The organism is Streptomyces sp. NPDC001903 (genome assembly GCF_042891345.1).
GTDB lineage: Bacteria > Actinomycetota > Actinomycetes > Streptomycetales > Streptomycetaceae > Streptomyces.
In genome coordinates, this window is sequence record NZ_JBIASZ010000022.1 from 18,533 (window position 1) to 43,188 (window position 24,656).

Sequence of the window (24,656 nt, forward strand, 5' to 3'; positions counted from 1 at the left end):
CCGATGACCAGTACGGCCGGACCCGCCGACTTCCACCCCACCCACGTGGTCCCCCGGGAGGGGCTGCCCGCCTGGGAGGGGCCCGACCTCTCCCGGCCCACCGCGGCCCTGGACCCCTTCCTGCCCGTGCAGCTGCTGTCCCGGCGCGCGGAGTGGGGGGAGATCCTGTGCGCCAACGGCTGGTCGGCCTGGGTGGACGGGCGGCTCCTGGTCCCCGTACCCGAGCCGCCCCCGCCGGCGGGCGGCCGGCCGCCCGAGCGCGCCGAGGACCCGCTGCCGCTGCTCGCGCACGCGGCCGAGGCCCTGGAGCGCTACCGGCGGGCGGCCGCGGACCTGGCCGCGGGGCGGACCGGCACCGAGGCCTTCCGGGAGGCGACCCGGGGGCTGCGGGCGGGCATCGTGATCGACGGGGAGTCCGTCTGGCTGTACGAGGAGGCCGGCGGGCGCTGGCTGTACGGCGACGGCACCGGCCTCGTGACGTACGCGGTCGGCGAGGGCCCCGGCGACCCGGCGGAGCCGCAGCAGCCGCCGGAGCCGGAGCCGGAGCCGGAGTCGCCGGAGCCGCCCGGGCCGGAGGACCGCGGGGCCGCGGCCGGCGTACGGGCGGACCCGGCGCGCGGCGCGGCGGCCGGGCGGGACGCCGGACACGAGCCCACGCGGATCGTGACCCCGCCCGAGGGCGGAGGGCGGTGATGGCCGCCGAACCCCTGGGCGGGCGCCCCTCCGACCTGCGCGGGAAGCGGATCGCCGGATACCTGGTGGAGAGCGAGATCGGCCGCGGCGGCATGGCGGTCGTCTACCTGGCCCGGGACCTGCGGCTGGACCGGCCGGTCGCCCTGAAGCTGCTGGCCCCCGAACTCGCCCGCAACGACGTCTTCCGGCAGCGCTTCGCCCACGAGTCGAAGGTCGCCGCGGCCATCGACCATCCGCACATCGTCCCGGTCTTCGAGGCGGGCGAGACCGACGGGCTGCTGTACATCGCGATGCGGTACGTCCCCGGGCAGGACCTGCGCGCCCTGCTGGACCGCACCGGGCCGCTGCCGGTGGAGACCGCCGCCCGGATCGCGGGCCAGGTGGCCTCGGCGCTGGACGCGGCGCACGCCCACGACCTGGTGCACCGGGACGTGAAACCGGGGAACATCCTGGTCGCGGAGGGGACGGACAGCGAGCACCCCGAGCACGTGTACCTGACGGACTTCGGGCTGACGAAGAAGTCGCTGTCGCTGACCGGGTTCACGAGCGTCGGGCAGTTCGTCGGCACCCTGGACTACGTGGCGCCCGAACAGATCTCAGGCAAGCCGGTCGACGCCCGCTGCGACGTCTACAGCCTGGGCTGCGTCGTGTACGAGACGCTGACCGGGAGCCCGCCCTTCCGGCGGGACGACGACATGGCGCTGCTGTGGGCCCACCAGTTCGACCCGCCGCCCGCGGTGAGTTCGCGGCGCCCCGGTCTGCCCGCGGCGGTCGACGAGGTGCTGGCGAAGGCCCTGGCCAAATCACCGGACGACCGGTGGAGCAGCTGTCTGGAGTTCACCGGGGCGCTGCGCAGGGCCGGAGCGGAGGCGGCCCCGCCGCCCGGCGCCGTACCCCCGCCGCCGCGCTGGGCACTGCCGGTGTTCCGGGGCGCGGGGTAGGGGGTGTCCGCAAAGTAGCGCCGTGCGCCGCGGGGCAGGCGGGACTTTGCGGACACCCCCGGGGACCCCGGCTGAAACGTACGGTCATCCTCCGGCGGCCGCGGGCGGCTTTCCGACGAGACCGCGGCGGTGCACGGGCCGGGCCAGCAGCGCGCCGAGGAAGCCCGCGAGGGCGCCCCAGAGCAGGGCGAGGCCCACGTTCCGCCACAGCACCGGCCGCAGCTCCACCTTCCCGCCGAGCCCGCCGACGTCCCCGATGCCCAGCAGCGACAGCCCGAACCGGGCCTCGACACCGGCCAGCAGGCACACCGTCAGGGCGGCGAGCGCGAGGGCCACGCCCAGGTGCAGCGCGTGCTGCCAGGCGCGGACCCCGGCCGGGGAGCGTACGGCGGCCAGGAAGCCCGTGGCGAGCAGCGAGACGGCGGCGACGGCCACCAGCCACCAGGCCCGGGAATCCCGCTCGGCGAGCGAGGCCACGTCGACCCGGGACAGCTCGGGCCCGCGCAGCACCTCGTCCAGCAGCTGCGGCATCGGGAGCCCGAACGGCCCCTCGGCCTTGCCCTCCCAGGCTCCGCCGAGGCCCAGGGTGAGCGCGAGCCAGGCCAGGTTCGGCAGGCCGAGCAGGATCACGGCGAAGGTCCGGTCCGGGTGCCCCTGGGTGGCGGCCACCACGAGACCGACGCCGACGCCGAGGGCCACGTACGCGAGGAGCAGCGCCACGGTGGCGAAGGCGGCGGGCCGCACCGCCGTGTGGAAGCGGACCAGCCGGGCCGGGAGCGGCGCACGGCGCGAGACCAGCAGGGCGATCAGCAGCAGGCCCAGGATCCACAGCAGTCCGAAGCCGAGGGTGGCGGGCAGGGCGGCCCGGAAGCCGACCTTCGGGGAGGCGTCGAGGAGCTCGCCGAGGTCGGCCACCGGGGAGTCGCCGGTGGCGATCCCGAAGGAGTGGCGGGCGAGGAGCGCGGCGCCGGTGAGGGCGAGCAGCCACAGCACGACCAGCGGGCCGGCCCGGGCCAGGAGTTCCACCGGCCGGGCCACCGCCCGGTTGTGCAGGGGACGCAGGAAGAGGGGGCCGGCCGTCAGCGCCCCGGCCAGGCTCACCGAGAGCGGGATCACGGACAGGCTCGCGTCGGCCTCGGCCAGGAAGCCCGCCCCGCCCGTCACCTCCACCGACCCGCCGGCGGCCATCACGACGACCGCCGCGACCACCCGGGGGAACGCCCCGCCCGGCAGCCCGGTCGCCCCCGCGCAGGCCAGACCGGCCGCGGCGACGGCGGCCATCACCACGAAGCCCGCGACGACGGCGACGAGGGCGTCCCGCCAGGCCCGCGCCGAGATCCCGGATGCCGGACGCGGTGATGCCGGACGCGGTGACGACGGACTGCTCACGCTCACGCTGCAACCGTAGGCACGCTCGGCTTGCGGCCACCACCGGGACGACGCACACAATGGTCCGCAGGGACCGGAACTCCGCCGCCTGGGAAGAAGAGCCCGTGACCACGCAACCTTCCGGCCCAGGCCAGGAGCCGCAGCGGCCCACGCAGTCCTCGCGGCCGCCCGGCCCGCGCCCCAGCGGTCCCCCGTCCGGCCCCCTCTCGGGCGGGCGGCAGGACCCGCCGCCGACTCCGCCACCCGCTCCACCGGCCGGGGGCCCGCCACCCGGGTCACCGGGCAAGGGGCCCTGGTGGCGGTCCGTACCCCGGCTGGTCACCGCCGTCGTCGCGGTGGCGGCCGCCGTGGTCCTGGCCGTGGTGCTGACCCGGCCCGGCGGCTCCCCCTCCGCCCGCGGGGAGGTCTTCCTCCAGCCGGCCTCCGCCACCGGCCCGGACCCCTTCACCGAGTCCACCGCCGTACAGGAGGCCGTACCGCCGCCGCGGAGTCCGGCGCCCTCGGCGCGCAGCGCCACGCCCGGGACCACCGCCACGCGCACCATCAGCGGTTCGGCGCCGGGCCTGTACGGCGGCACCCTGTCGGTGGCGAGCTGCGATGTCGAGCAGCAGGTCCGGGTGCTGACCGCCCAGCCCGCCAAGAACGGAGCCTTCGCCTCCGCGCTCGGCATCCGGCCGGAGTCCGTCCCCGGCTACCTGCGCGCGCTCACCCCGGTGCAGCTGCGCACGGACACCCGGGTCACCAACCACGGCTACCGCGACGGGCGGGCCACCGCCTTCCAGGCGGTGCTGCAGGCCGGTACGGCGGTACTGGTCGACGAGCGGGGGGTGCCGCGGGTGCGGTGCGCGTGCGGCAACCCGCTCGGGGCCCCGGTGGCGCTGGCGGCCGACCCGCAGCGGCGCGGGCAGCCGTGGAGCTCGTACGAGCCGTCGAAGGTGGTGGTCATCGCGCCCTCGGCGACGGTCGTCCACGAGTTCGTGATCTACGACCACCAGGACCGGCGCTGGTTCGAGCGGGGCCGGGGCGACCACCAGGGCAAGCACGACAAGCCCGTGCCGCCGCCGGTGCTCCCGCCCGCGGAGCCCACGCCTTCGCACCCCGCCCCCGCGACCTCCGCGGAGCCCCCGAGCCCGCCGCCCGCCTCGCACACCCCGGACGGGCCGCCGTCGCCGTCGCTGTCCTCGGCCCCGCCGCCTTCCCCGCCGTCCTCTCCGCCCCCCTCCCCGCCTCCGCCCTCGTCCGCGCCCGCATCCGAGCCGGCCTCGACGCCGGCCTCGAAGCCGGCGTCGAAGCCCGCGGTCGTGTACCCGCCGGACTCCGCCGCCCCGTCCGCCCGGGGCCCCGGCTGAGCGGCGGGCGGCTTGTGCGGGCACGCCTGCGGGAACGGTGAGACCCTGGCTGCATGGCCGAAAGGGGAGCGAGCCCCGAGGTCGACTGGCCCGCGCAGCCGGACATGAGCCTCGCGCTCAACCGCATGGGCACCTTCGACTGGGACCTCGACAGTGGGCAGATGCATCTGGATCCCACCGCCCTCGAGGTCCTCGACCTGCGCCCGGAGGAGTTCACGGGCACCCCCGAGGGGCTGCGGGTACGGGTGCCGCCCGGCGAGGCGGCCCGGCTCGACGCCCGGGTCGCACAGGCGCTCAAGGACGGCCGCAGCCACTACGGGGCGTACGTACGGACCCGGCTGCGCGACGGAACCCTGGTCTGGACCCACATCCAGGGCCACATCCTGCGCGAGGCCAACGGCCGCCCGTACCGCGTCATCGGGATCCTGCGCGACGCCGTCCACGATCCGGGCGAGCCAGGCGCGGGCGGGGAGCAGGCCGAGGGGCGCCGCCGGATGACCGGCGTCGTCGAGCGGACCAGCGCGATCCTCGCCCACGCCCGCACCGTCAACGACGTGACCGACGTCCTCAAGGACCCCGAGGCCCTCGGCCACCTCGGCGCGGTCAGCGTGATGCTCGGCATCGTCGACGGCGGACGCATCCACCTCGTCGCGGAGGGGCAGCTCGGCAGTTACGTCCCGGAGATCGAGTACACCCGCATCGACGCGCGGCTGCCGATGAGCGAGGCCGTACGCAACCTCCAGCCGGTGTTCATCGCCTCGCGCGAGGAGTTCCAGGAGGGCTACCCGGCGCTCTGGCCGTACATCGAGCCGCTGTCCGTGCGCAGCGGCGTCTACCTGCCGCTGATCGCACAGGGCCGGGCCGTCGGCGCGCTCGGGCTGCTGTACCAGCGGGACGGGGACTTCACCGCCGAGGAGCGGAACCTCCTCGTCGCACTCGGCAGCGGCATCGCGCAGAGCCTCCAGCGGGCCATCCTGTTCGAGCAGGAGCACGACCTCGCGGAGGGCCTGCAGCGGGCGATGCTGCCGCGCCGGATCCCGGAGGTGCCGGGCGCGCGGATCGCCGTACGGTACCGGGCCGCCCGGATGGGGCGGGACATCGGCGGGGACTGGTACGACGTGGTCCCGCTCGGCGAGGGCCGCGTCGGGGTGATGATCGGCGACGTGGAGGGGCACGACACGGACGCGGCGGCCGTCATGGGCCAGTTGCGGATCGTCCTGCGGGCGTACGTGGCCGAGGGGCACACCCCCGGCACGGCCATGGCGCGGGCCTCGACCTTCCTGCGGGAGCTGGAGACGGAGCGGTTCGCCACCTGTACGTACGCCGAGGTGGACCTGAACACCGGCATGCTCCAGCTGGTCCGCGCCGGCCACCTCGATCCGGTGGTGCGGCGCGGCGACGGCAGCTGCCACCGCGTCCCGGTGGCGGGCGGACTCCCGCTCGGACTGCCGCCGCGCGACGGGTCGGGCGTCGGCTCCGGCTACCCCGTCACCAGCCTCGAACTGCACCCCGGCGACACCCTGGTGCTGTGCACGGACGGCCTGCTCGAACGGCCGGACGACGCCCCCGAGGCAGGGATGCGGGAGCTCATGGAGGCCGTGAGCCACGGGCCGGTGGACGTCGAGGAGCTGGCCGACGTCCTGTGCGACCTCGTCGGCGACGCGGGCGTCGGCGACGACATGGCCCTGCTCCTGCTGCGCCGCCGCGGCACCCCCGCCGCGCGCGGCGGGGGCCCGCTGCGCCTGCCGCTCCACCCCGGCGACCCCGAGGGCCCGGCTACGGCCCGCCACCTGATCCGCGCGGCGGTGTCCGCGTGGGGAGCCCGGGAGCGGGCCGACGAGATCGAACTGGCGGCGGACGAGCTGATGACCAACGCCCTCGTGCACACCGACGGCGGCGGCCACGTCAACGTACGGCTGACCCCGGAGGGCCGGATCCGGATCGAGGTCGAGGACACCAGCAGCGCCCTGCCGCACCGGCGCGAGGCGGGCGACTGGGCGGTGTCGGGGCGCGGCCTGCTGCTCGTGGACCGGCTGGCGGAGGAATGGGGCGTGGAGCCCCGGGGCGGCGGGAAGAGCGTGTGGTGCGAGTTCGCCGTCCCGGGGCATGCGGTGGCGCCGTGAGTCGAGGGGGCGCTGCCGGGCGGCGGATCAGACCGCCGCGTACGGTCCCTGCTGGGCCTTCGTGGTCTGCATGGCCGTCAGCTTGCGGACGAAGACGATGGCGAGGACGGCCGCGGCGACCGTGACCAGGTCGGTGACCATCCCCACGGCGGACGCATCGCGCAGGGCCTCGGGGGTCTCGGCCCGCCCGTACATGGTGCTGAACACCCGGTCGGACAAGGCCGAGACGACCCACACGGCCCACCAGGCGTTGACGGGTGCGGCGGAGACCGCGCGGAAGGAGCCGTCCGGTGCCAGCTGGGTGCTGGCGGTCCAGATCTCCTTGGCCGTCCGGTACGGCAGGAACAGGTTGCCCAGCGGGATGAACCAGCCGCCGATGGCCCAGCCGCGCGTCTGGGAGAAGGCGTCGGGGCGCATGATCTCGCCGTTCACGCGGACCCGGTGGAACCAGATGATGAAGACGACCGCCGTCGCCAGCAGGATCAGGAACTGGAGGGAGCCGGCGACCGCGGTCAGGACGTCCGACCGGTCGAGCGTGTCGTCGCCGACATCCGCCGGGTCGGCCGCCAGGCGCTTCATGAGCGAGAAGACGTACCCGCTGACGGCCGCCGAGAACAGGTTGACCGCGGCGGCGACCCCGAGCAGCGCGGTGACGGCGACCGCCAGGCCGCGCGGGGAGCGCAGCACGTCGGCGGGGGGCCACGGGGCGGCGTACGGCATGCCGGGGTACGGGGTGCCGGGGTACCCGGGCTGGGTCTGTCCGGCGTACGGCTGTCCGGCGTACGGCTGGGCGGGGTAGGGCTGAGCCGGATACGCCTGCGCCGGGTGGGGCTGCGGTTGCGCGGCGGGCGGCTGTTCCGGTGCCGGTGCCGGGGGCTGCGACGCCGCCGGGGCTTCGGCCGGGGCCGCGGCGGGCGGTTCGGCCGGAGGCGGAGTCGGCGGGCCCTGCGGCTCGTTCAAGGACATGCGGTACGTACCCCCCACGGGAACATGCTTCGGAGATGCGGATGCCCGCTGACCTGCGGCGGGCACGCTCGAACCTTGCCAGCCGGGCATCCGGCCGCCAAATCCTTATCCGGGGCCGGACGACGGGCGAATGGCTGAATCCGCGGGGCACGGGCGGCAGTGCCCGTCCGGGGCGGGCCGAGTGGCCGATCCTGCCTGGGTGCTGAGCCTGCGTCCGCTGCTGCCCGTCCTGCTCGCCGCCGTCCTCGTCGCCCCCGCCGCCACCCCCGCGGAGGCCACCGCCGCGGGGTCCGACGGGATCGAGACCGCCCGTACGGGCCGTCAGCTCGCCCCCGGGATCCGGCTGGAATCGTACGACCGGCTGGAGGCCGACCGCTGGCTGCGGATCGACGAGCTCCTCGTCGACCTCGGCGGGAGCGGCGGGGTGCGCGCCGAGTACCTGGGCGGCCGCGGCCCGGCCACCGTCGCCGAGTCCGCCGCCCGCCATCCCGCGGGGCCCGGCCGGCGCGTGGTCGCCGCCGTGAACGGCGACTTCTTCGACATCCGGGGTACGGGCGCGCCGCTCGGCCCCGGTCTGGGCGGCGGCCGGCTGCTGCACTCCGCGGTGCCGGGACCCGGCGCGGCGCCGGCCGTCGGGTTCGGCGCCGACGGCAGGGGCCGGGTGCTGCGCCTCGGCCTCGCCGGGGGCGTCGCCCTGCCCGGCGGCGCGGTGCGCCCGCTGGCCGGCTACAACGCGGCGCGGCCGGCCGCCGGGGGCCTGTCCGCCTACACCGCCGACTGGCCGGGGACGGAGCTGCCCGCGCTGGGGACGGCGGTGGCGGTCCGGGACGGCCGGGTCACGGCCGCCGCCTCCGCCGCTTCCGAGGCCGCCCCGGCCGGACGTGCGCCGGGCCGCCGGCAGCGCCCCGCACCCGGCACCACCCTGCTGGCGGCGGCCGCCGGGGACAGTGCGGTCGCGGCCGAACTCGCCGCCCTGCGGCCCGGGGACGCCGTGGCCGTCTCCGCCCGGGCCGTCCCGGACGCCGGTCCCGTCCCCGTGGCGGCCGTCGGCGGGCGCGAGCCCCTCGTGGTGGCGGGCGTCCCGCAGGACCACGAGGGCGAGCCGAACAACACCGCCGCCCCGCGCACGGCCGTCGGGTTCTCGCGGGACGGGCGGCTGCTGCGGATCCTCACCGTGGACGGCCGCCAGCGGGACAGCGGCGGCCTCACCCTGACCGCCCTGGGCCGGCTGATGCACCGGCTCGGCGCGTACGAGGCCCTGAACCTGGACGGCGGCGGCTCCACGACCCTGCTCGCCGGGCAGAGCGGCGCGAGCGCACTGGTCCTGGAGAACTCCCCGTCCGACGGACGGCTCCGGCCCGTGCCCAACGGGCTGGTCCTCACGGTCCCGAAGGGCTCCGGCCGGACCGCCGGGTACCGGGTCGAACCCGTCGGCGGCGCCACCGAGGACTTCACCCGGGTCTTCCCCGGACTCACCCGGACCCTCTCGGCCACCGGGTACGACGCGCTGCTGGGGCCGGCCGAGGGCGCGCCGGTGTGGTCCGGGGAGGGAGCCGGCAGGGTCGATCCCACCGGGGTGTTCCACGCCGTGCGCCCCGGCCGTGCGACGGCGCACGCCCGGCGCGCGACGGCGCACGGTGCGCTCCCGCTTGAGGTGCTGGGCCCGCTGACCCGGATCCGGCCCACGCAGGCCCGGATCGGTCTCGCGGAGCAGGGGGAGACGGCGGGATTCCGGCTGACCGGCCACGACGCCCAGGGCGCGGCCGCCGCCGTGGAACCCCGGGACGTGTCCCTGGAGTTCGACCGGTCGCAGTGGAGCGTCGCCGAAGACGGCCGAGGGGGCTTCACCGTCACCGCCCTCGTCCGGCAGGCCACGGGGCGGCTGCGGGCCACGGTCCGGCCTGCGGGTGCGGCCGCCGCCTCCGGTGTGTCCGCCGCCTCCGGGGCAACCGCGGACATCGCCCTCGGCGTCGGGCTGGTGACCCTGCCGCTCACCGATCTGGCGGATGCCGGGGCCTGGAGCGGACCGGGTGCTTCCGTTGCGGAGGGGCATCCGGGCGCGGGGCTCGCCCTGGAGCTGCCCGGGGCGGGGGTGCGGGGGAGCGCGGTCCCGCCGCGGCCACTGCCCGTGCCGGAGCCGGCCCGGGCGCTCACGCTCTGGGTCGGCGGCGACGGCTCCGGGGCCCGGCCCGCGGTGGAACTGGCCGACGCCGACGGGGCCGCCGTCACCTTGCCCGGGCCCGTCGTGGACTGGACCGGCTGGCGGGAGGTGACCCTTCCGCTCCCGGCCACCGCGCAGCCCCCGCTCACCGTGACCCGGCTCTCGGCGGTGGCGGGGACCCGCCCCGGACGGCTCGGGCTCGACACCCTCGGCGCCAGGACCCCGCCGACCGGGCCCGCCGCCGTGCCCGTGGTCCGGGATCCGATCGTGGCCACCGAGGCCGGGGTCCGGGCGCGGCCCTGGCGCTTCGCCGTCGGGGGCGGCGACCCCGGTGCCGACTTCGTGCTGACCGGCACCGACCAGCCGGCGTTCGTGCACCGCGGCGTGCGGTTCCTGTCCCTCGACACCGCCGAGCCCACCGTGGGGGGAGGCGGTCTGTCGCGGATGCGGGCGCTGCGCGATGCCCTGGCGGCCGCCGCCCGGGAGCCGGGCACGGGCGCGCTGGCCGTCGTACGGGCGTACGCGCCGGCCGCCGTGGACCGCAAGGAAGCGGCCCTGACGGGGCGTCTGCTCGCCGAGTTCCGGCGCACCACCGGCAAACGGACCGCCGTCCTCACCCTCGGCGCACCGGAGTTCACCGCCGACCGCTCCGAGGGCGTCCTGTCGGTCACCGCCCCCCGCACCGGCCGCACCCTGATCGGCGTCGAGCCCTTCGCCCGGGGGGACTGGCTCGCCGTCCGCCACGCGCGGTAGAGCGCCGCACTCGCAGAGCTGTAGAGCTGTAGAGCTCCACGGCTCCACGGCTCCACGGCTCCACGGGTCCGACGGCCCTACAGCTCGACGAGCGTGACCTCCGTCGCCTTCACGCTCGTCCATACCTTCGTGCCGTCGACCAGGCCCAGTTCGGCCGCCGCCTCCGGGGTGATCTCCGCGACCAGGTCGGGGGCCTCGGCCGAGCCGACCAGTACGCGCAGCCGGCTGCCGACCGCGGTGATCTCCCGTACGGAGCCCTGCCAGACGTTGCGCGGGCTGCCGGTCGGGCGCTCGCGGTGCACCGACACCGCCTCGGGGCCGATGATCGCCAGCGCACGGGACCCCTCGGGCAGCGCCTCCGCCACCACCAGCCGGCCCCCGGTGGCGAGTACGAGACCGTCCGCCGACACGGTGCCGGACCAGGCGTTGCGGCCGAGCATCCGGGCCACCCAGGGGGAGCGGGGATGACGGGTGACCTCGGCGGGCGGGGCGTCCTGGAGGGTGCGCCCGTCGGCGAGGACGAGGACCCGGTCGGCGAGCGATACGGCCTCGACGGGGTCGTGCGTGACGATCAGGCAGACTCCGCCGAAGCCGGCCAGGTGGGTGCGCAGGGTGTGCCGGACGCGGGCCCGGGTGGTCTGGTCGAGGGCGGCCAGCGGTTCGTCGAGCAGCAGCAGGCGGGGCCGGGCGGCCAGCGCGCGGGCCAGGGCCACGCGCTGGGCCTGCCCGCCGGACAGCTGCGCGGGCTTGCGGGCGGCGAGGTGGCCGACGCCGAGCCGGTCCAGCCACGACTGCGCCTCGCGGCGGGCCTCGGCGCGCGGCACCCCGCGGGCGCGCAGCCCGTACGCGGTGTTGGCCAGCGCGCTCAGGTGCGGGAACAGGGCCCCGTCCTGCGGGACCCAGGCGACCTGCCGCTGGTGCGGGGGCAGTGCGGTGACGTCGGTGTCCCCGAGCCGGAGCTCGGCGTGGGCGCGCGGGGTGAGGCCGAGGAGGGCGCGCAGCAGGGTGGTCTTGCCGGCGCCGTTCTCGCCGACGACGGCGATGGTGGTGCCGGGATCGGCGTCCAGGGTGAGCTCGTTGAAGCCGGTGACGGTGGCGTGCAGCGGCCAGTGGCCGCCGTCGGCGGGACCGGTGGACACGTCCGCCGCCACCGGCGCGTCCGGCATCCGCTCGGCCTCGGGAGCCGCGGCCGCCGTCTCGTCCGCCGGCCCCGGCGCCTCGGCGGGCCTGGCGGCGACGGGGGTCCCGGTCCAGCGGCCGCGCAGGGCGATCAGTACGGCCATGGCGATCACGAGCAGCAGCAGCGAGACGGAGGTGGCGGCCTCCGGCTCGTCCTGGAGCAGCAGGTACACCTGGAGCGGCAGGGTCTGGGTGGTGCCCGGCAGGTTGCCCGCGAAGGTGATGGTCGCGCCGAACTCGCCGAGCGCGCGCGCCCAGGTGAGCGCGGCGCCCGCGATCAGGCCGGGCGCCACCATCGGCAGGGTCACGGTGAAGAACACCCGGACCGGCGGGGCGCCGAGGGAGGCGGCGGTCTCCTCGTAGCTCTGCTTGAGGCCGCCGAGCGCGCCCTCCAGGCTGATGACGAGGAAGGGCATGGCGACGAAGGTGGCCGCCACGACGGCCCCCGACGTGTGGAACGGCAGCGTGACCCCGAACGTGCCCTCCAGCCAGGGCCCGAGCAGTCCGCGCCGGCCGAATCCCAGCAGCAGCGCCACACCGCCGACGGTCGGCGGCAGCACCATCGGGAGCAGCACCAGTGAGCGGACGAAGGCCTTCCCCTTGAACGGCACCCGGGCCAGCATCCAGGCCAGCGGCACACCGAGGAGCAGCGAGAGCCCGAGCGCCCACAGGGAGACGAAGAGCGACAGGCGCAGCGCCTCGACCACGCCCGGGCTGGTGAGGTGGGTACCGAGCTCGCTCCACTGGGTGCGGCTGAGGATGCCGACGAGGGGCAGCAGCAGGAACGCGACGGCGAGCAGCGCGGGCAGCGCGAGGGTCACGGGGGGCCGGGTGCGGGTGCGGTCTCTGCTCATCTGGATTCCTGGCTGCAGCGTACGGGGGGCCGGGGAGTACGGGGAGTACGGGACTGCGAGGAGCGCGGCGCGTCGGCGGGGACACGCCGAGAGGGACTGCCCGTCCCCCCGGACCAGGCAGTCCCTCCCTTGCCGGCCGCGGTGCCGGTTACGCCTTCTGGAAGCCCGCGTCCTGGAGGATCTTGTGCGCCTCGGGGCTGCTCAGCCAGGCCACGAACGCGGAGGCGGCCTCGGCGTTCTTGGACGACTTGAGGCTGGCGGCCGGGTAGGAGGCCACGGCGTTCTCGGCGTCCGGGATGTCCACGACGGAGACCTTGTCACCGGACTTGAGGGTGTCGGTCTTGTAGACGAGGCCGGCGTCGGCCTCGCCGAGCTCGACCTTGCTCAGCACGGCGCGCACGTTGGGCTCCTGGGAGACCGGCTTCACCTCGATCTTCTGGGCGTCGAGGATCTGCTTGCTGTAGCGGCCGACGGGGACCTCGGGCGCGGCGAGCACGACCTTGATCTTGGTGTCGGCCAGGTCCTTCAGCTCGTCGACCTTGAACGGGTTGCCCTTGCCGGCCGCGATGACCAGGCGGTTCTTGGCGATGATCGCGGGATCGTTGGTCTCGGCCTTCAGACCGTCCATGGTCTTGGTGTCGGCGGTGACCAGCGCGTCGGCCGGGGCGCCCTGCTTCACCTGGGCGGCGAGCTCCTGGGAGCCGGCGAAGGAGAAGGTGACCTTCGTGCCGGGGTGCGCCTTCTCGTAGGAGGCGCCCGCGGTCTTGAAGACATCGGTGAGGGAGGACGCGGCGAGGACGGTGAGGTTCGCGGCCTTCGGCTCGGCGGAGGCGGGGGCGGCGGCCGAGGGGGAGGCCGCGGCGCCGGTGTCCTTCTTGTCGCTGCTGCCGCAGGCGGCCAGCGCGGGCACGAGGAGGGCGGCGGTCAGCGCGGCTGCGAAGGTGCTGCGGCGGTTCAGGATCGGGGACATGAGCTGGTGCTCCTCGGTCGGGTCGGCGGCCGGCCGGTGCCGGTTCCGCGCGGTGGTGACCCGCGCCGGTGACGGGCGGAGCGGGTGGGAACGTGCGCTGGTGCTCTGGAGGTCAGGTGCGGTCGATGTGCACGCTGGTGGACTTCACGCGGGCGGTGGCCTGCATGCCGACTTCCAGTCCGAGCTCCTCGACGGCCTCACGGGTGAGCAGGGAGACCAGGCGGTGGGGACCTGCCTGGATCTCGACCTGGGCGGCCACGTCTCCGAGCTTGACGGCGGTGACGATGCCGGGGAACGCGTTGCGGGCCGAGGTGTACGGCTCCTCGTCCTCGGTGTGGGCACCCTGTCCCACGGCCACGGAGAACGCGGCCAGGTCGCGGCCGTCGATCAGTCGCCGGCCGGCGTCGTCGCGGTGGGTCGCGACACGGCCGGCGTCGGCCCAGCGGCGGGCGGTGTCCGGGCTGACGCCCAGCAGGCGCGCCGCCTGTCCGATGGTGTAGGACTGCATGTGCGACAAGGTAGGGGCACGTGTCCCGCATTTGCAATTCCCTTGGGTTGATACACATGGCAGATGCCATGCCTCTTGGCGATTCCGCCAATACGTATTCCGCTTGAGGCGGGCCCGCTGGCTAAAGTTCCGGCATGGCTGATGAAGCAACGGGAACGGGAACGGGAACCACGGGCGCCACGGGCGCCGCGGGAAGCGCCCGGGTGGACGCCTGGATCTGGTCGGTCCGTCTGACGAAGACCCGCTCGGTCGCGGCGACCGCCTGCCGGGCGGGCCATGTGAAGGTCAACGGAGAGCGGGCGAAGCCTGCGCAGGTGGTGCGGGCGGGGGACGAGGTACGCCTGTTCCACGCGGGGCGCGAGCGCATCGTGGTGGTGAAGCGGCCCGTGACGAAGCGGGTGGGCGCGCCGGTGGCCGCGGAATGCTTCGTCGACAACAGCCCGCCGGCGCCGACGCGCATCGAGGCCGAGGTGGTGGGCGTCCGCGACCGCGGTACGGGCCGCCCGACGAAGCGGGACCGCCGCGAAATCGAATCCCTCCGCGGCGGCGGCCGGGGCCGCTGACCCGGCCCGGAGGACCCACGGGCCCGGACCAGGGGGACCACGGGCCCGGGCGGCGGGCGGTCCTGCCCGGACCCGGCCCGGACCCGGCCCCGTGGGTCAGACCTTGCGGTACGTGTACGCCTCCTCGGCCGCCGCCGCCACCGCGTCCAAGGGGGCACCCGCCGAGGCGGCCACCACCGCTGCCACCGCCCCCTCCAGGAACGGGGCGTCCAGCAGCCGGGAGCCCGCCGGCAGTTCGTCCTCCACCAGCAGCGCCTTGACCGTCAGGACCGAGCTGCCCAGGTCCGCCAGGAGCGCCACCCCCGCGCCCCCGTCCACCTCGCGCGCGGCCGCCGCGACGCGGTCCGCGTCCGTGCCCAGGCCGCCGTCCGCGGTGCCGCCGGCCGCGGCCACCGGGACGACCGGGCCGCCCGCCGCCAGGCCCCGCGCCAGCGCCGCCACGGATTGCGCGACGGCCGCACTGTGCGACACCAGCACGATGCCGACCACCGGCCCGCTCACGAGGCGTCCGCCGTGTCCGTGTCGGTATCCGTGTCGGTATCCGCATCCGCCACGTCCGCGAGAGCGCCCAGCAGCAGGGCCGCCGAGGTCGCCCCCGGGTCCTGGTGCCCGATGCTCCGCTCGCCGAGGTAGCTCGCCCGGCCCTTGCGGGCCTGCATCGGCACCGTCGCCCGCGCCCCGTGCTCCGCCGCGTCCGCCGCCGCCCGGTACGAGCCGCTGAGCGCCGCCACCCCCGGCACCAGCGCGTCCAGCATCGTCTTGTCGCCCGGCGCCGCCCCGCCGAGCTGCGCCACCGCGCCCACCCCCGCGTACAGGGCCTTGCGCAGGTCCTCGTCGGAGACCTCGGCGGCCTCCCCGAGCTCCTTGCCCGTCCGCCGCAGCAGCGTCCCGTACAGCGGGCCCGACGCCCCGCCGACCGTCGAGATCAGGGTCCGCCCCGCGAGCACCAGCACCGCCCCCGGGCTCGCGGCGGGATCCGCCGCCAGGGCCGCCCGCACCGCCGTGAAGCCGCGCAGCAGGTTGCTCCCGTGGTCGGCGTCCCCGATGGGGGAGTCGAGCTCGGTCAGCCGGTCCGCCTCACGCTCCACCGCGTCCCCGGCGACCGTCATCCAGCGCAGGAAGAATTCCGCGTCACGCAATTGAGTCTCCTCACCGTGTCCGCCCACCTTCTCAGCAGCCCCACCGCAGCGCAGCCGTCCGGACGGGCGCGTCCCACAGCCTCAGCAACTCCTCGTCCGCGCGGCAGAGCGTCACCGAGCACCCCGCCATGTCCAGGGACGTGACGTAGTTCCCGACCAGTGTCCGGGCCACCGGCACACCGCGCTCCGCCAGCACCCGCGCCACCTCCGCGTGGAACCCGTACAGCTCCAGCAGCGGCGTCGCCCCCATCCCGTTGACCAGTGCCAGCACCGGCCCGTCCGCCGGAGCCACCTCCCCGAGCTCCTCCAGTACGGCCCCCACCGCGACCTCCGCGATCTCCCGGGCCGGCATCATCGCCCGCCGCTCGCGGCCCGGTTCGCCGTGGATGCCGATCCCCAGCTCCAGCTCCCCGTCGGGCAGGTCGAACGTCGGACTGCCCTTCGCCGGTGTCGTGCACGCGCTCAGCGCCACCCCGAAGCTCCGCGAGGCCGCGTTGACCCGCCGGGCGAGCTCCGCGACCCGGTCCAGCGGGGCGCCCTCCTCGGCCGCCGCACCGGCGATCTTCTCGACGAACAGCGTGGCCCCGGTGCCGCGCCGCCCCGCCGTGTACAGGCTGTCCGTGACCGCCACGTCGTCGTTGACCAGTACGCGCTCCACCCGCAGGCCGTCCTCCTCGGCGAGTTCGGCGGCCATCTCGAAGTTCAGCACGTCCCCCGTGTAGTTCTTGACGACGAACAGCACTCCCTGCCCCGAGTCCACGGCCGCCGCCGCCCGCAGCACCTGGTCGGGCACCGGCGAGGTGAACACCTCCCCGGGGCACGCGGCCGACAGCATCCCGTGCCCCACGAACCCGGCGTGCAGCGGCTCGTGCCCGGACCCGCCCCCGGACACCAGCCCGACCCGTCCCCCCGTCCGCGCGTCGCGCCGTACGACGACCCGCCGCTCGACGTCGACGTCCAGGTCGGGATGGGCGGCCGCCATGCCCCGCAGCGCATCGGCGACGACGGTCTCGGGACTGTTGATCAGCATCCGCACGGGTGCCTCCTGATCGGGTCGGCCGGTGGGCGTCGGGGCGGTGGGCCCGATGCGACGGTAGAGCAGCCGGATGCCCGGGACCAGGCCGCCATGCCGCGGGGGAGGGCCGCGGGTTCAGCGCCGGACGGCGTCGAGCGCGTCGTTCAGGGTGGTCGCGGCCATGATGAGCGACAGGTGGGTGAAGGCCTGCGGGAAGTTGCCCAGTTGCTCGCCGCTGGGGCCGATCTCCTCGGCGAACAGGCCGACGTGGTTGGCGTACGTGTGCATCTTCTCGAAGGTGTAGCGGGCCTGCGGCAGCCGTCCCGCGCGGGCGAGGGCGTCCACGTAGAGGAACGTGCAGAGGCTGAACGTCCCCTCCGAGCCGCGGAGCCCGTCGGGGGAGGCCGCGGGGTCGTAGCGGTAGACGAGGCTGTCGGACACCAGGACCCGGTCCATGGCGTCGAGGGTGGACAGCCAGCTCGGGCTCCTCGGTGCGAGGAATCCGACCCGGGGGACCAGTAGCAGCGAGGCGTCGAGGACGTGGCTGCCGTAGTGCTGGACCAGGGAACGCTCCTTGTCGCTCCAGCCGCGCTCCATGACCTGTTCGAGGACGTCGTCGCGCGCCTTGGTCCACAGGGCGGTGTCGGCCGGGCGGCTGAACTCGGTGGCGAGCTTGAGCCCGCGGTCGAAGGCGGCCCAGCACATCACGCGGCTGTAGGTGAAGTCCTGGCGGCCTCCCCGGGTCTCCCAGATGCCCTCGTCGGGCCGGTCCCAGGAGTCGGCGAGCCAGTCCAGGGCCCGCGACAGGGCCTTCCATCCCTGGTAGTCGGCCTGTACGACGACCTCCCGGGCCTCGGACAGGGCGTACAGCGCCTCGCCGTAGATGTCGAGCTGCAACTGGTCCATCGCCGCGTTCCCGGCCCGTACGGGGTACGAGCCCCGGTAGCCCTCGAAGTGCTCGAGGACCTCCTCGGTCAGGTTGGGGTCACCGTCGACCCGGTACATGATCTGGAGGGGCTCGCCGTCCCGACCCTCGTGGGCGCGCAGGCGGTCGCCCAGCCAGTGGGTGAAGGCGGTCGCCTCCTCCACGAAGCCGAGGTCGAGCAGGGCCCGTACCGACAGGGAGCCGTCCCGTACCCAGGTGTAGCGGTAGTCCCAGTTGCGCTCGCCGCCGACCTGCTCGGGAAGGCCCATGGTGGCGGCGGCGACCGGCGCGCCGGTGGGCGCGTACGTGAGCAGCTTGAGCGTGATGGCCGAGCGGTAGACCATCTCCGCCCAGCGGCCGTGGTAGCGCGAGGTGCGCACCCACTTCTGCCAGTAGTCGACCTGTTCCCAGAGCTCGTCGGTGATCTTCTCGCGCTCCGGCGGCGCCGGCGCGGTGCCGCCCTCCCCGCCGGTGGTGAACACCGCGGCCTCCGCTTCACCCGCCTGGAGCGTGATGGAGGCCCGGACGTCCTGACCGTCGCGTTCGAGCGGGAACGTGGCCTGCAGGAACGCCGTCGCCCCCGGGGCCCGGAAGGTCGCCGTGCGGTCTTCCAGGTCGAGCCGGTGGGTCGCCCGCGCGTAGTCGAAACGCGGCCGGCATTCGAGGGAGAAGCGCACCGTGCCGCGCACCGCCCGGATCACGCGCACCAGGGTGTGCCGGTCGGTCGCGGTGCGGCCCTGGAGGACGGGCATGTAGTCGACGGTCTCGCCGACCCCGTCGGGGGACATGAACCGGGTCACCACGATCGCGGTGTCCGGGTAGTAGAGCTGTCTCCACGTCCCTTCCTCGTTCTCCGGCGCGAGCAGGAAGTGCCCGCCCCCGTCATGGTCGAGCAGCGAGGCGAAGATGCTGGGGGAGTCGAACCGTGGCGCTGCGAACCAGTCGACCACGCCCCTGGACGACACCAGAGCTGCGGTCTGCAGGTCCCCCACGAGTCCGTGATCGGCGATGGGCGGGTAGCGGTCCATGTTTCTCCTCCTCGGGACGCCTCAGCGGCGTTGCGCCCGGGTCCCGGTCAACGCAGTCGCTCGGCGAGGTGGTCCCCGACGCGCAGGGCGTTGGCGATGGCCGTCAGCGAGGGATTGACCGCGCCGATGCTCGGGAAGAAGCTCGTGTCGACGACGTAGAGGTTGTCGAGGTCGTGGGCCTTGCAGTGCACGTCGAGCGCGGAAGCCTGCGGGTCGCGGCCGAAGCGGACGGTGCCGGCCTGGTGCGCCGTGGCGCCGATGGGCATGCCCTTGTGCAGGTAGATGCTGTGCGACAGCAGATGGTGTTCGTGCATGCCCAAGTGGCCGAGCATGCCCTGCAGTTTGTGCCGCAGCCGCTTCAGTCCGGCGGTGTTGTTCTTCTCGTCGAGGGCGAGGTGGATCCCGCCGTCCGCGTCGAGGGTGACGCGGTTGCCCGGGTCGGGCAGGTCCTCGCCGCACAGCCAGAAGTCGACCGCGTGGTGGGCGAGCACCTCGAAGGGCATGTCGGGGGTGACGGCGCCGGCCCAGCGGGGTGCCTCGCCGTGGATCTGTTCGGCGTCGGACTTGCCGAGCATCTGGATGCCGCCGAGGGGGTAGTCCCAGTCGTCGCTGCCCAGGTACCAGTCGTGCAGCGCCAGCGTCTTCTGGAACCTGGTGTCGTTGGGCTCCTTGGACACCGCCATCAGGGCCAGGTTGTTGTGCCGCATGTAGTGCCGGCCGACCACGTCCGAACTGTTGGCCAGGCCGCGGGGGTGCCGGTCGTCGGCCGAACGCAGCAACAGGACGGCGGAGTTGACGGCCCCGCAGGCCACCACCACGATGCCGGCGGAGAACCGGACCGTGCCGTCCTCCAGTTCCGCCACGACCGAGGTGACGCTCCGCCCGGTGGCGTCCGTCTCGAGGCGGCGCACGTCGGCATGCGTGATCAGCTCGACGTTGGCGTGTTCCAGCGCCGGGTCCACGCAGATGACCTGGGCGTCCGACTTCGCGCCGAGCAGGCAGGGGAAGCCGTCGACGCGGTCGCAGCGGATGCACGCGCTTCCGTGCGCCGCCCGCCCCTGGTCGTCCTGGACGAGGTTGACCCCGATCGGGAGGTGGAAGGGGTGCAGGCCCTGCTTCTCGAGATCGTCGCTCAACTGCTGGATGCGCGGCTCGTGTTCCACGGGCGGATGCGCGTACGGGGCGCCGGCCGGCCCCTCGGTGGGATCCTCGCCGTGCCGTCCGTGGACGAGGTAGAGGTGCTCGGCCTGCGTGTAGTACGGCTCCAGATCGCCGTAGTCCAGTGGCCAGGCGGGAGAGACGCCGTCGTGGTGGCGGAGTTCGCCGAAGTCCTCGGGGCGCATGCGGAAGAGTGCGGCGCCGTAGAACTTGGTGTTCCCGCCGACGTAGTAGTTCACCTCGGGCGGGAACCGGTCCCCGTGCTTGTCGTACCAGAACTCCGGTGCGCGGTATTTCCCTTTGACGAAGACCTGGGTCGAGTCCCAGTTGTCCCGTTCGCGCGGCAGGTAGCCGCCGCGCTCGAGGAGGAGGATCCGCTTGCCGGTGGGCGCCAGGCGGTGGGCGAGCGTTCCGCCGCCGGCACCCGTGCCGATGATGATGACGTCGTACTCCCGAGCCTCGGTCATGCGGCCACCTCCCCGGAGCACGATCTGCTCCTGTCGGGTGAGTTGGGGTCCGTATCGCATCTACAACGTAGCTCCGGAGGGGAGGCCCAGCGACTCGGGCCGGCCGGGGCGCGAGGACGCCCGGTCGGTCACAGGATCGCGAGGGGATTGACGGGAGAACCGGTCGCCGAGGACAGCCGTAGCGGTGCGATCACGCAGAGGAACGACCAGCGGCCCTCCCGTTCGCAGAGCGGGGCCAGCTCCTCGAACTGCAGGTAGTCGAGCAGGTGCAGCCCCATCGCGTGGACGGCGAGTACGTGCACCGGGAACGCGACGCTCGGCACGGCACTGGGAGCCGTGTCGTTGTTGCCGTCACTGCCGAGGGCGGCCACCTCTCGCTCGGCCAGGAAGCGCAGGGCCGTCGGGTGGAGCCCGGCCCGCGCGCCGGCCGTGTCCCAGGCGCCGAGCTGCGCACGCCGCCGCTGGTGCCCGACGCGTACGAGCAGGATGTCGCCCCTGTCGACCCGCACCCCCTGCTGCTCCTCGGCGGCGGCGAGGTCCTCGGCGCTCACGTGCGACCCCGGTTCGAGCCAGGGGACGCCGAGCAGGCGCGGGACGTCCAGGAGCACTCCCCGGCCCACGATGCCGTCGCGGGCCAGATCGATGGACAGGGCCGCGGACCCGTTCGGGGAGAGCACGTCCGCGGCGGGAACGCCGCCGTGCAGGGTCCCCCCGTAGATGACGTGGCAGAGGGCGTCGATGTGGCTGTCGACGTCGCCGTGGATGTTCATGGCGATGCGGTCCCGGGCGAACTGCAGGCCGCCCGGGTCCGGGACGCCGCCGGCGGGCGCGGTGAGCCGGTGCTCCGCCGGGTCGGCGTTGTCCGGTCCCTCGCGGGTGTTCACGGGCGCGGCGAGCGAGACCGAGCGGCCGGAGCGCACTTCACGGACGGCCGCCAGCGTCCGCGCGGGGGTGAGGATGCCCAGGGCTCCCAGCGGTGCGACACCACCGGGTGCCGTATTGCGCAGTTCACGATAGAGCGACCCGAAGTCGGCCCCGCTCATCCCGTCGGGCGTACCCATGTCCTCACCATCCGGCACACCCGCCGCCGGCGCGCGCCGAGCGGCGGCCCGGCCGCATCCGATTTGCCGAGCCCCAGGGCCGCCGCGTTAATGGACGAGCGGCCTGTCCGGGCCCGGCGCACCCGTGCGCACCCCTCTCACACGCGGAGATCCGCTTGGACATGCTGCACGTCCGCGCCGTGAGCCCGCCGGACCTGACGGGTCGTGTCATGACCCTGCTGAGCGCCCAGCCGTGCGTCCTCAACCTCTCCCTGCGGCCCGACAGCGTACGCAACCCCGACGGCGACGCCATCGTGTGCGACGTCCTCACCGGAGTCGCCAACGAGGTACTGCGCGGGCTGCGGGACATCGGACTCGAACGCCGGGGGTCCATCGTCCTCGACCCGGTCGACACGGCCTTCTCCGACCACGCGGCCAGGGCGGGAGCCGCGGTGCTCGGGTCCCGGCTGCGCGTGCCGGTGTGGGAGCAGGTGGAGGCCCGGATCCGGGCCGCGGGGCGGTACCCCCCGAGCTTCTACCTCTTCATGGTCATCGCCGGTGTCATCGGCGCGGTCGGCATCATCACCAACTCGCAGATCCTCATCGTCGCGGCCATGGTGGTCGGTCCGGAGTACGCGGCCGTCACCAGCGTCGCCCTGGGCATCGACCACGGTTCCCGGCCGCCCGTCCGCCAGGGCCTCGCGGCGCTGGTCGCGGGCTTCGCGCTGGCCGTGGCCGCCACCTTCCTGTTCGCGCTGCTCGTCCGCGGCTTCGACCTCCAGCCGAAGGCCTTCGAGCTCGGGATCAGGCCGGTGTCGAACCTGATCAACACCCCCAATTTCTTCTCGGTCGTGGTGGCCGTGCTCGCCGGGATCGTGGGCATCGTCTCGCTGACCGAGTCCCGCACCAGCGCACTGCTCGGCGTCTTCATCTCGGTGACCACCATTCCGGCGGCGGCCGACATCGGGGTCTCGTGCGCGTACGCCAGCTGGGACGAGGCCCTGGGATCCCTGCTCCAGCTGCTGCTCAACATCGTCGTACTGATCCTGGTCGGAACCGGGACGCTCAAGGTCCAGCGGGCGATGTGGCGGCGTGTCAGCGCGCACCGGAAACGGCGGACCGCGGCGTGAACGCGGCCGCCGCCCTGTCGCAGGACCAGGTGTTCACGGGCCTCGGACTGATCGTCGTCCTGGCCGTGGGCTCCCAGCTGCTGGCGAGCCGGCTGCGCGTCCCCGCGCTGATCGTCCTGCTGCCGGCCGGATTCGCCGCCGGCGCGCTGACCGATGACGTGAACCCCGAGAAACTGCTCGGAGCCGCCTTCTCCCCGCTGGTCTCGCTGGCCGTCGCGGTGATCCTCTACGACGCCGGGCTCGGCCTGGACCTGAAGCGGTTCAGGGCGCACACCCGCCGGGTCGTGGTGCGGCTGATCTGGCTCGGCGCCCTGCTCACCGCGGGGTCCACGGCGCTGCTCGCCGGGGTGCTGCTGGGGATGTCGGGCAGTGCGGCCGTGATGCTCGGGGCCATCCTGATCGTGTCCGGCCCCACCGTCGTCGGACCGCTGCTGGGCTTCGTGCGTCCCACGGAACGGCTGCAGCACGTCCTCGTCTGGGAGGGCACGCTCATCGATCCGGTGGGAGCCATCCTGGCGGCGCTCGTCTTCCACGGCGTGGTGGCCGGGAACGGCAGCGGCTTCGCCGGCAAGGTGCTGGAGTTCACCACCAGCGCGGCGGTGGGCCTGGCCGGAGGCATCGCGGGGACCGTGGCGCTCATGCTGCTGCGCAGGCTCCGGCCGGGGGCGGTGCTGGGCACCACGGTCCAGCTGGCCGCGGTGATCGGGGTGGCGGCCGCCTGCAACGTGATCCGGGACGACACGGGCCTGATCGCCGCCGTTCTGATGGGGCTGGCGGTGGCGAACCTGCCCGGCTCCGACACGGGCGCCCGCAATCCGTTCTTCGAGACCCTGGTGCACCTGGTCATCGGCCTCCTGTTCATCTCCATCTCGGCCACCGTCAGCCCCCGTTCGCTGCACCACGTGGTGCTGCCCGCGCTCGGCCTCGTCGCGGTACTCGTCCTGGTGACCCGGCCGCTCGTGGCGGCCGTCGCGTCGCTCGGCACGGATCTGACGCGCGGGGAGCGGGGCTTCCTGGGATGGATGGCGCCGCGCGGCATCGTGGCCGCGGCCACCGCCTCGACGTTCTCGGCCACGCTGGCCGACGAGGGCGTGGGCGGCGCCTCGAAGATCCTTCCCGCCACGTTCGTGGTGATCGTGGTGACCGTCACGCTCTACGGGCTCACCGCCGCGCCGGTCGCCAGACGACTGGGTGTCGTACGCCCCTCCCGCTCCCGGCCGCTGCTCGTGGGCGGTGATCCCTGGGTGGTCGATCTGGGACTGGCCCTGCGGTCGGCCGGGCTGGAGGTCGTCATGTGGGCGGGGCACGACGCGGAGCGGGACCGGATCCGGGCCGCCGGGCTCGAACTCGCCCCCGGGGAGCTCTTCGCCGCGGCCACCGGCTCGGGTGCCGAGCTGGAGGGCCTCACCGGCGTCCTGCTCCTGACCGACGAGGGCGACTTCAACGCCCTGGCCTCCATGAACCTCCAGGGCAGCGTGGAGGGCCCGGTGTACCGCCTGGGGCCGGCGACCGACACCGCGGGCGTCGTCGCCCCGTACACCGGCGGCCAGGTGCTCTTCGATCCCGCGCTCACCGGTCCGGAGCTGTCCCGCCGCTACGACCGGGGCGCCCGCCTCGTCACGCGCCGCCTCGACGGGCCCGTCCCGGCCGGGCACCATCTGCTGTTCCTGGTCCGTCCGGACGGCACCCTGCTCCCCGTCACCCGGACGGGCGGTCCGGTGCCGCGGGCGGGGGACGTCGCCGTACTCCTCGGCGGCTGACCCCTCAGCGGGCCGGCCCCCGACCGAAGCCCGCGACGGCGCGGCGGGCCCGATCCACGGTGACCTCGGGGTCGTCTGCGGCGTCGACGGTCACGCCGGGCTCGTCCGGTTCCAGCGGTTCCAGGATCTCGAACTGCGAGTCGACCAGGCGCAGGGGCATGAAGTGGCCCGCCCGCGCGGAGACCCGGGCCCGGGCGGTGGCGCGGTCCACCGCCAGGTACACGCACCGGACGCCGGGGGCGGCCCCGCGGAGCTCGTCGCGGTACGCGCGCTTGAGGGCCGAGCAGCTGACCACCAGCCCCCGGCCCGACCGGGCGGACTGCCGGATCCGGTCGGCGAGCGTACGCAGCCACGGGGCGCGGTCCGCGTCGTCCAGGGGGTGGCCGGCGGCCATCTTGGCGACGTTCGCGGCGGGGTGGACGTCGTCGCCCTCCAGGAACGGCACTCCGAGCCCCTCGGCCAAGGCCCGCCCGACGGTGCTCTTCCCGGCGCCCGACACGCCCAGCACCACCACGACGACCGGTCCCGGCCCGGGCCCCGTCATG

General features: G+C 74.9%; 20 protein-coding genes. 8 read left to right on the forward strand and 12 right to left on the reverse strand.

All coding sequences use genetic code 11. From position 1 onward, the window contains the following. The first annotated feature begins 3 nt into the window (after window positions 1–3). Window positions 4–693 carry a hypothetical protein gene (locus tag ACFYZS_RS34515; RefSeq protein ID WP_389021566.1) on the forward strand — a complete coding sequence of 230 codons (690 nt, stop codon included), beginning with the start codon at window positions 4–6 and terminating at the stop codon, window positions 691–693. Continuing rightward, a complete protein-coding gene (locus tag ACFYZS_RS34520; protein WP_389021569.1) occupies window positions 693–1,634 on the forward strand; it encodes a serine/threonine-protein kinase in 942 nt (313 codons plus the stop codon). Before ACFYZS_RS34515 ends, ACFYZS_RS34520 begins: the two co-directional genes overlap by 1 nt. Before the next feature lie 84 nt (window positions 1,635–1,718). Here ACFYZS_RS34520 and ACFYZS_RS34525 read toward each other — a convergent pair whose 3' ends face one another. Next, a complete protein-coding gene (locus ACFYZS_RS34525) occupies window positions 1,719–3,029 on the reverse strand; it encodes a streptophobe family protein (protein WP_389021571.1) in 1,311 nt (436 codons plus the stop codon). Window positions 3,030–3,127: 98 nt separating this feature from the next. Here ACFYZS_RS34525 and ACFYZS_RS34530 point away from each other — a divergent pair, with 98 nt between their 5' ends. Further along, window positions 3,128–4,372, forward strand: a complete 1,245-nt coding sequence (locus ACFYZS_RS34530; RefSeq protein WP_389021574.1) for a DUF6777 domain-containing protein — start codon at window positions 3,128–3,130, stop codon at window positions 4,370–4,372. A gap of 53 nt (window positions 4,373–4,425) precedes the next feature. Next, entirely contained in the window at window positions 4,426–6,495 is a 2,070-nt protein-coding gene (locus ACFYZS_RS34535) for a SpoIIE family protein phosphatase (RefSeq protein WP_389021577.1), read from the forward strand. Between the two features lie 27 nt (window positions 6,496–6,522). Here ACFYZS_RS34535 and ACFYZS_RS34540 read toward each other — a convergent pair whose 3' ends face one another. Continuing rightward, entirely contained in the window at window positions 6,523–7,461 is a 939-nt protein-coding gene (locus ACFYZS_RS34540) for a DUF4328 domain-containing protein (protein WP_389021580.1), read from the reverse strand. A gap of 199 nt (window positions 7,462–7,660) precedes the next feature. On the opposite strand from ACFYZS_RS34540, the gene ACFYZS_RS34545 reads away from it, so the two are divergent. Further along, window positions 7,661–10,375: a phosphodiester glycosidase family protein gene (locus tag ACFYZS_RS34545; protein WP_389021583.1), complete on the forward strand. Its 2,715-nt coding sequence runs from the start codon at window positions 7,661–7,663 to the stop codon at window positions 10,373–10,375. A 77-nt stretch (window positions 10,376–10,452) separates the two neighbouring features. On the opposite strand, the gene ACFYZS_RS34550 is transcribed toward ACFYZS_RS34545, so the two are convergent. The 3 genes from ACFYZS_RS34550 to ACFYZS_RS34560 form a co-directional block, all read right to left on the reverse strand. Then, a complete protein-coding gene (locus ACFYZS_RS34550; RefSeq protein WP_389021585.1) occupies window positions 10,453–12,408 on the reverse strand; it encodes an ABC transporter permease in 1,956 nt (651 codons plus the stop codon). Window positions 12,409–12,556: 148 nt separating this feature from the next. Then, a complete protein-coding gene (gene modA, locus ACFYZS_RS34555; protein ID WP_389021588.1) occupies window positions 12,557–13,378 on the reverse strand; it encodes a molybdate ABC transporter substrate-binding protein in 822 nt (273 codons plus the stop codon). A gap of 112 nt (window positions 13,379–13,490) precedes the next feature. Beyond that, window positions 13,491–13,886, reverse strand: a complete 396-nt coding sequence (locus tag ACFYZS_RS34560; protein ID WP_030157692.1) for a molybdopterin-binding protein — start codon at window positions 13,884–13,886, stop codon at window positions 13,491–13,493. 134 nt (window positions 13,887–14,020) lie between these two features. Here ACFYZS_RS34560 and ACFYZS_RS34565 point away from each other — a divergent pair, with 134 nt between their 5' ends. Then, window positions 14,021–14,449 (forward strand): RNA-binding S4 domain-containing protein, encoded by a 429-nt coding sequence (locus ACFYZS_RS34565; RefSeq protein WP_389021592.1) that lies wholly within the window; start codon window positions 14,021–14,023, stop codon window positions 14,447–14,449. Between the two features lie 96 nt (window positions 14,450–14,545). On the opposite strand, the gene ACFYZS_RS34570 is transcribed toward ACFYZS_RS34565, so the two are convergent. From ACFYZS_RS34570 to ACFYZS_RS34595, 6 genes are all read right to left on the reverse strand, one after another. Further along, window positions 14,546–14,950, reverse strand: coding sequence for a PTS fructose transporter subunit IIA (locus ACFYZS_RS34570; RefSeq protein ID WP_389021594.1), 405 nt, complete (start codon window positions 14,948–14,950; stop codon window positions 14,546–14,548). Beyond that, complete coding sequence (dhaL, locus tag ACFYZS_RS34575; protein ID WP_389021596.1) at window positions 14,947–15,588, reverse strand: dihydroxyacetone kinase subunit DhaL; 642 nt, start codon at window positions 15,586–15,588, stop codon at window positions 14,947–14,949. Before dhaL ends, ACFYZS_RS34570 begins: the two co-directional genes overlap by 4 nt. A 31-nt stretch (window positions 15,589–15,619) precedes the next feature. Further along, entirely contained in the window at window positions 15,620–16,624 is a 1,005-nt protein-coding gene (gene dhaK / locus ACFYZS_RS34580; RefSeq protein WP_389021599.1) for a dihydroxyacetone kinase subunit DhaK, read from the reverse strand. Between the two features lie 114 nt (window positions 16,625–16,738). Then, window positions 16,739–18,556 carry a glycoside hydrolase family 15 protein gene (locus tag ACFYZS_RS34585; protein WP_389021602.1) on the reverse strand — a complete coding sequence of 606 codons (1,818 nt, stop codon included), beginning with the start codon at window positions 18,554–18,556 and terminating at the stop codon, window positions 16,739–16,741. A 47-nt stretch (window positions 18,557–18,603) separates the two neighbouring features. After that, entirely contained in the window at window positions 18,604–20,181 is a 1,578-nt protein-coding gene (locus ACFYZS_RS34590; RefSeq protein WP_389021605.1) for a GMC oxidoreductase, read from the reverse strand. A 128-nt stretch (window positions 20,182–20,309) separates the two neighbouring features. Next, window positions 20,310–21,242: a cyclase family protein gene (locus ACFYZS_RS34595; RefSeq protein WP_389021608.1), complete on the reverse strand. Its 933-nt coding sequence runs from the start codon at window positions 21,240–21,242 to the stop codon at window positions 20,310–20,312. Between the two features lie 155 nt (window positions 21,243–21,397). Between ACFYZS_RS34595 and ACFYZS_RS34600 the strand changes: the two genes are divergently transcribed. Further along, window positions 21,398–22,351, forward strand: a complete 954-nt coding sequence (locus ACFYZS_RS34600) for a DUF389 domain-containing protein (protein ID WP_389021610.1) — start codon at window positions 21,398–21,400, stop codon at window positions 22,349–22,351. A gap of 14 nt (window positions 22,352–22,365) precedes the next feature. Next, window positions 22,366–24,111, forward strand: a complete 1,746-nt coding sequence (locus ACFYZS_RS34605) for a cation:proton antiporter (protein WP_389021851.1) — start codon at window positions 22,366–22,368, stop codon at window positions 24,109–24,111. A 4-nt stretch (window positions 24,112–24,115) separates the two neighbouring features. Here ACFYZS_RS34605 and ACFYZS_RS34610 read toward each other — a convergent pair whose 3' ends face one another. Further along, window positions 24,116–24,655 carry a gluconokinase gene (locus ACFYZS_RS34610; RefSeq protein ID WP_389021613.1) on the reverse strand — a complete coding sequence of 180 codons (540 nt, stop codon included), beginning with the start codon at window positions 24,653–24,655 and terminating at the stop codon, window positions 24,116–24,118. Between the last annotated feature and the right edge of the window lies 1 nt (window position 24,656).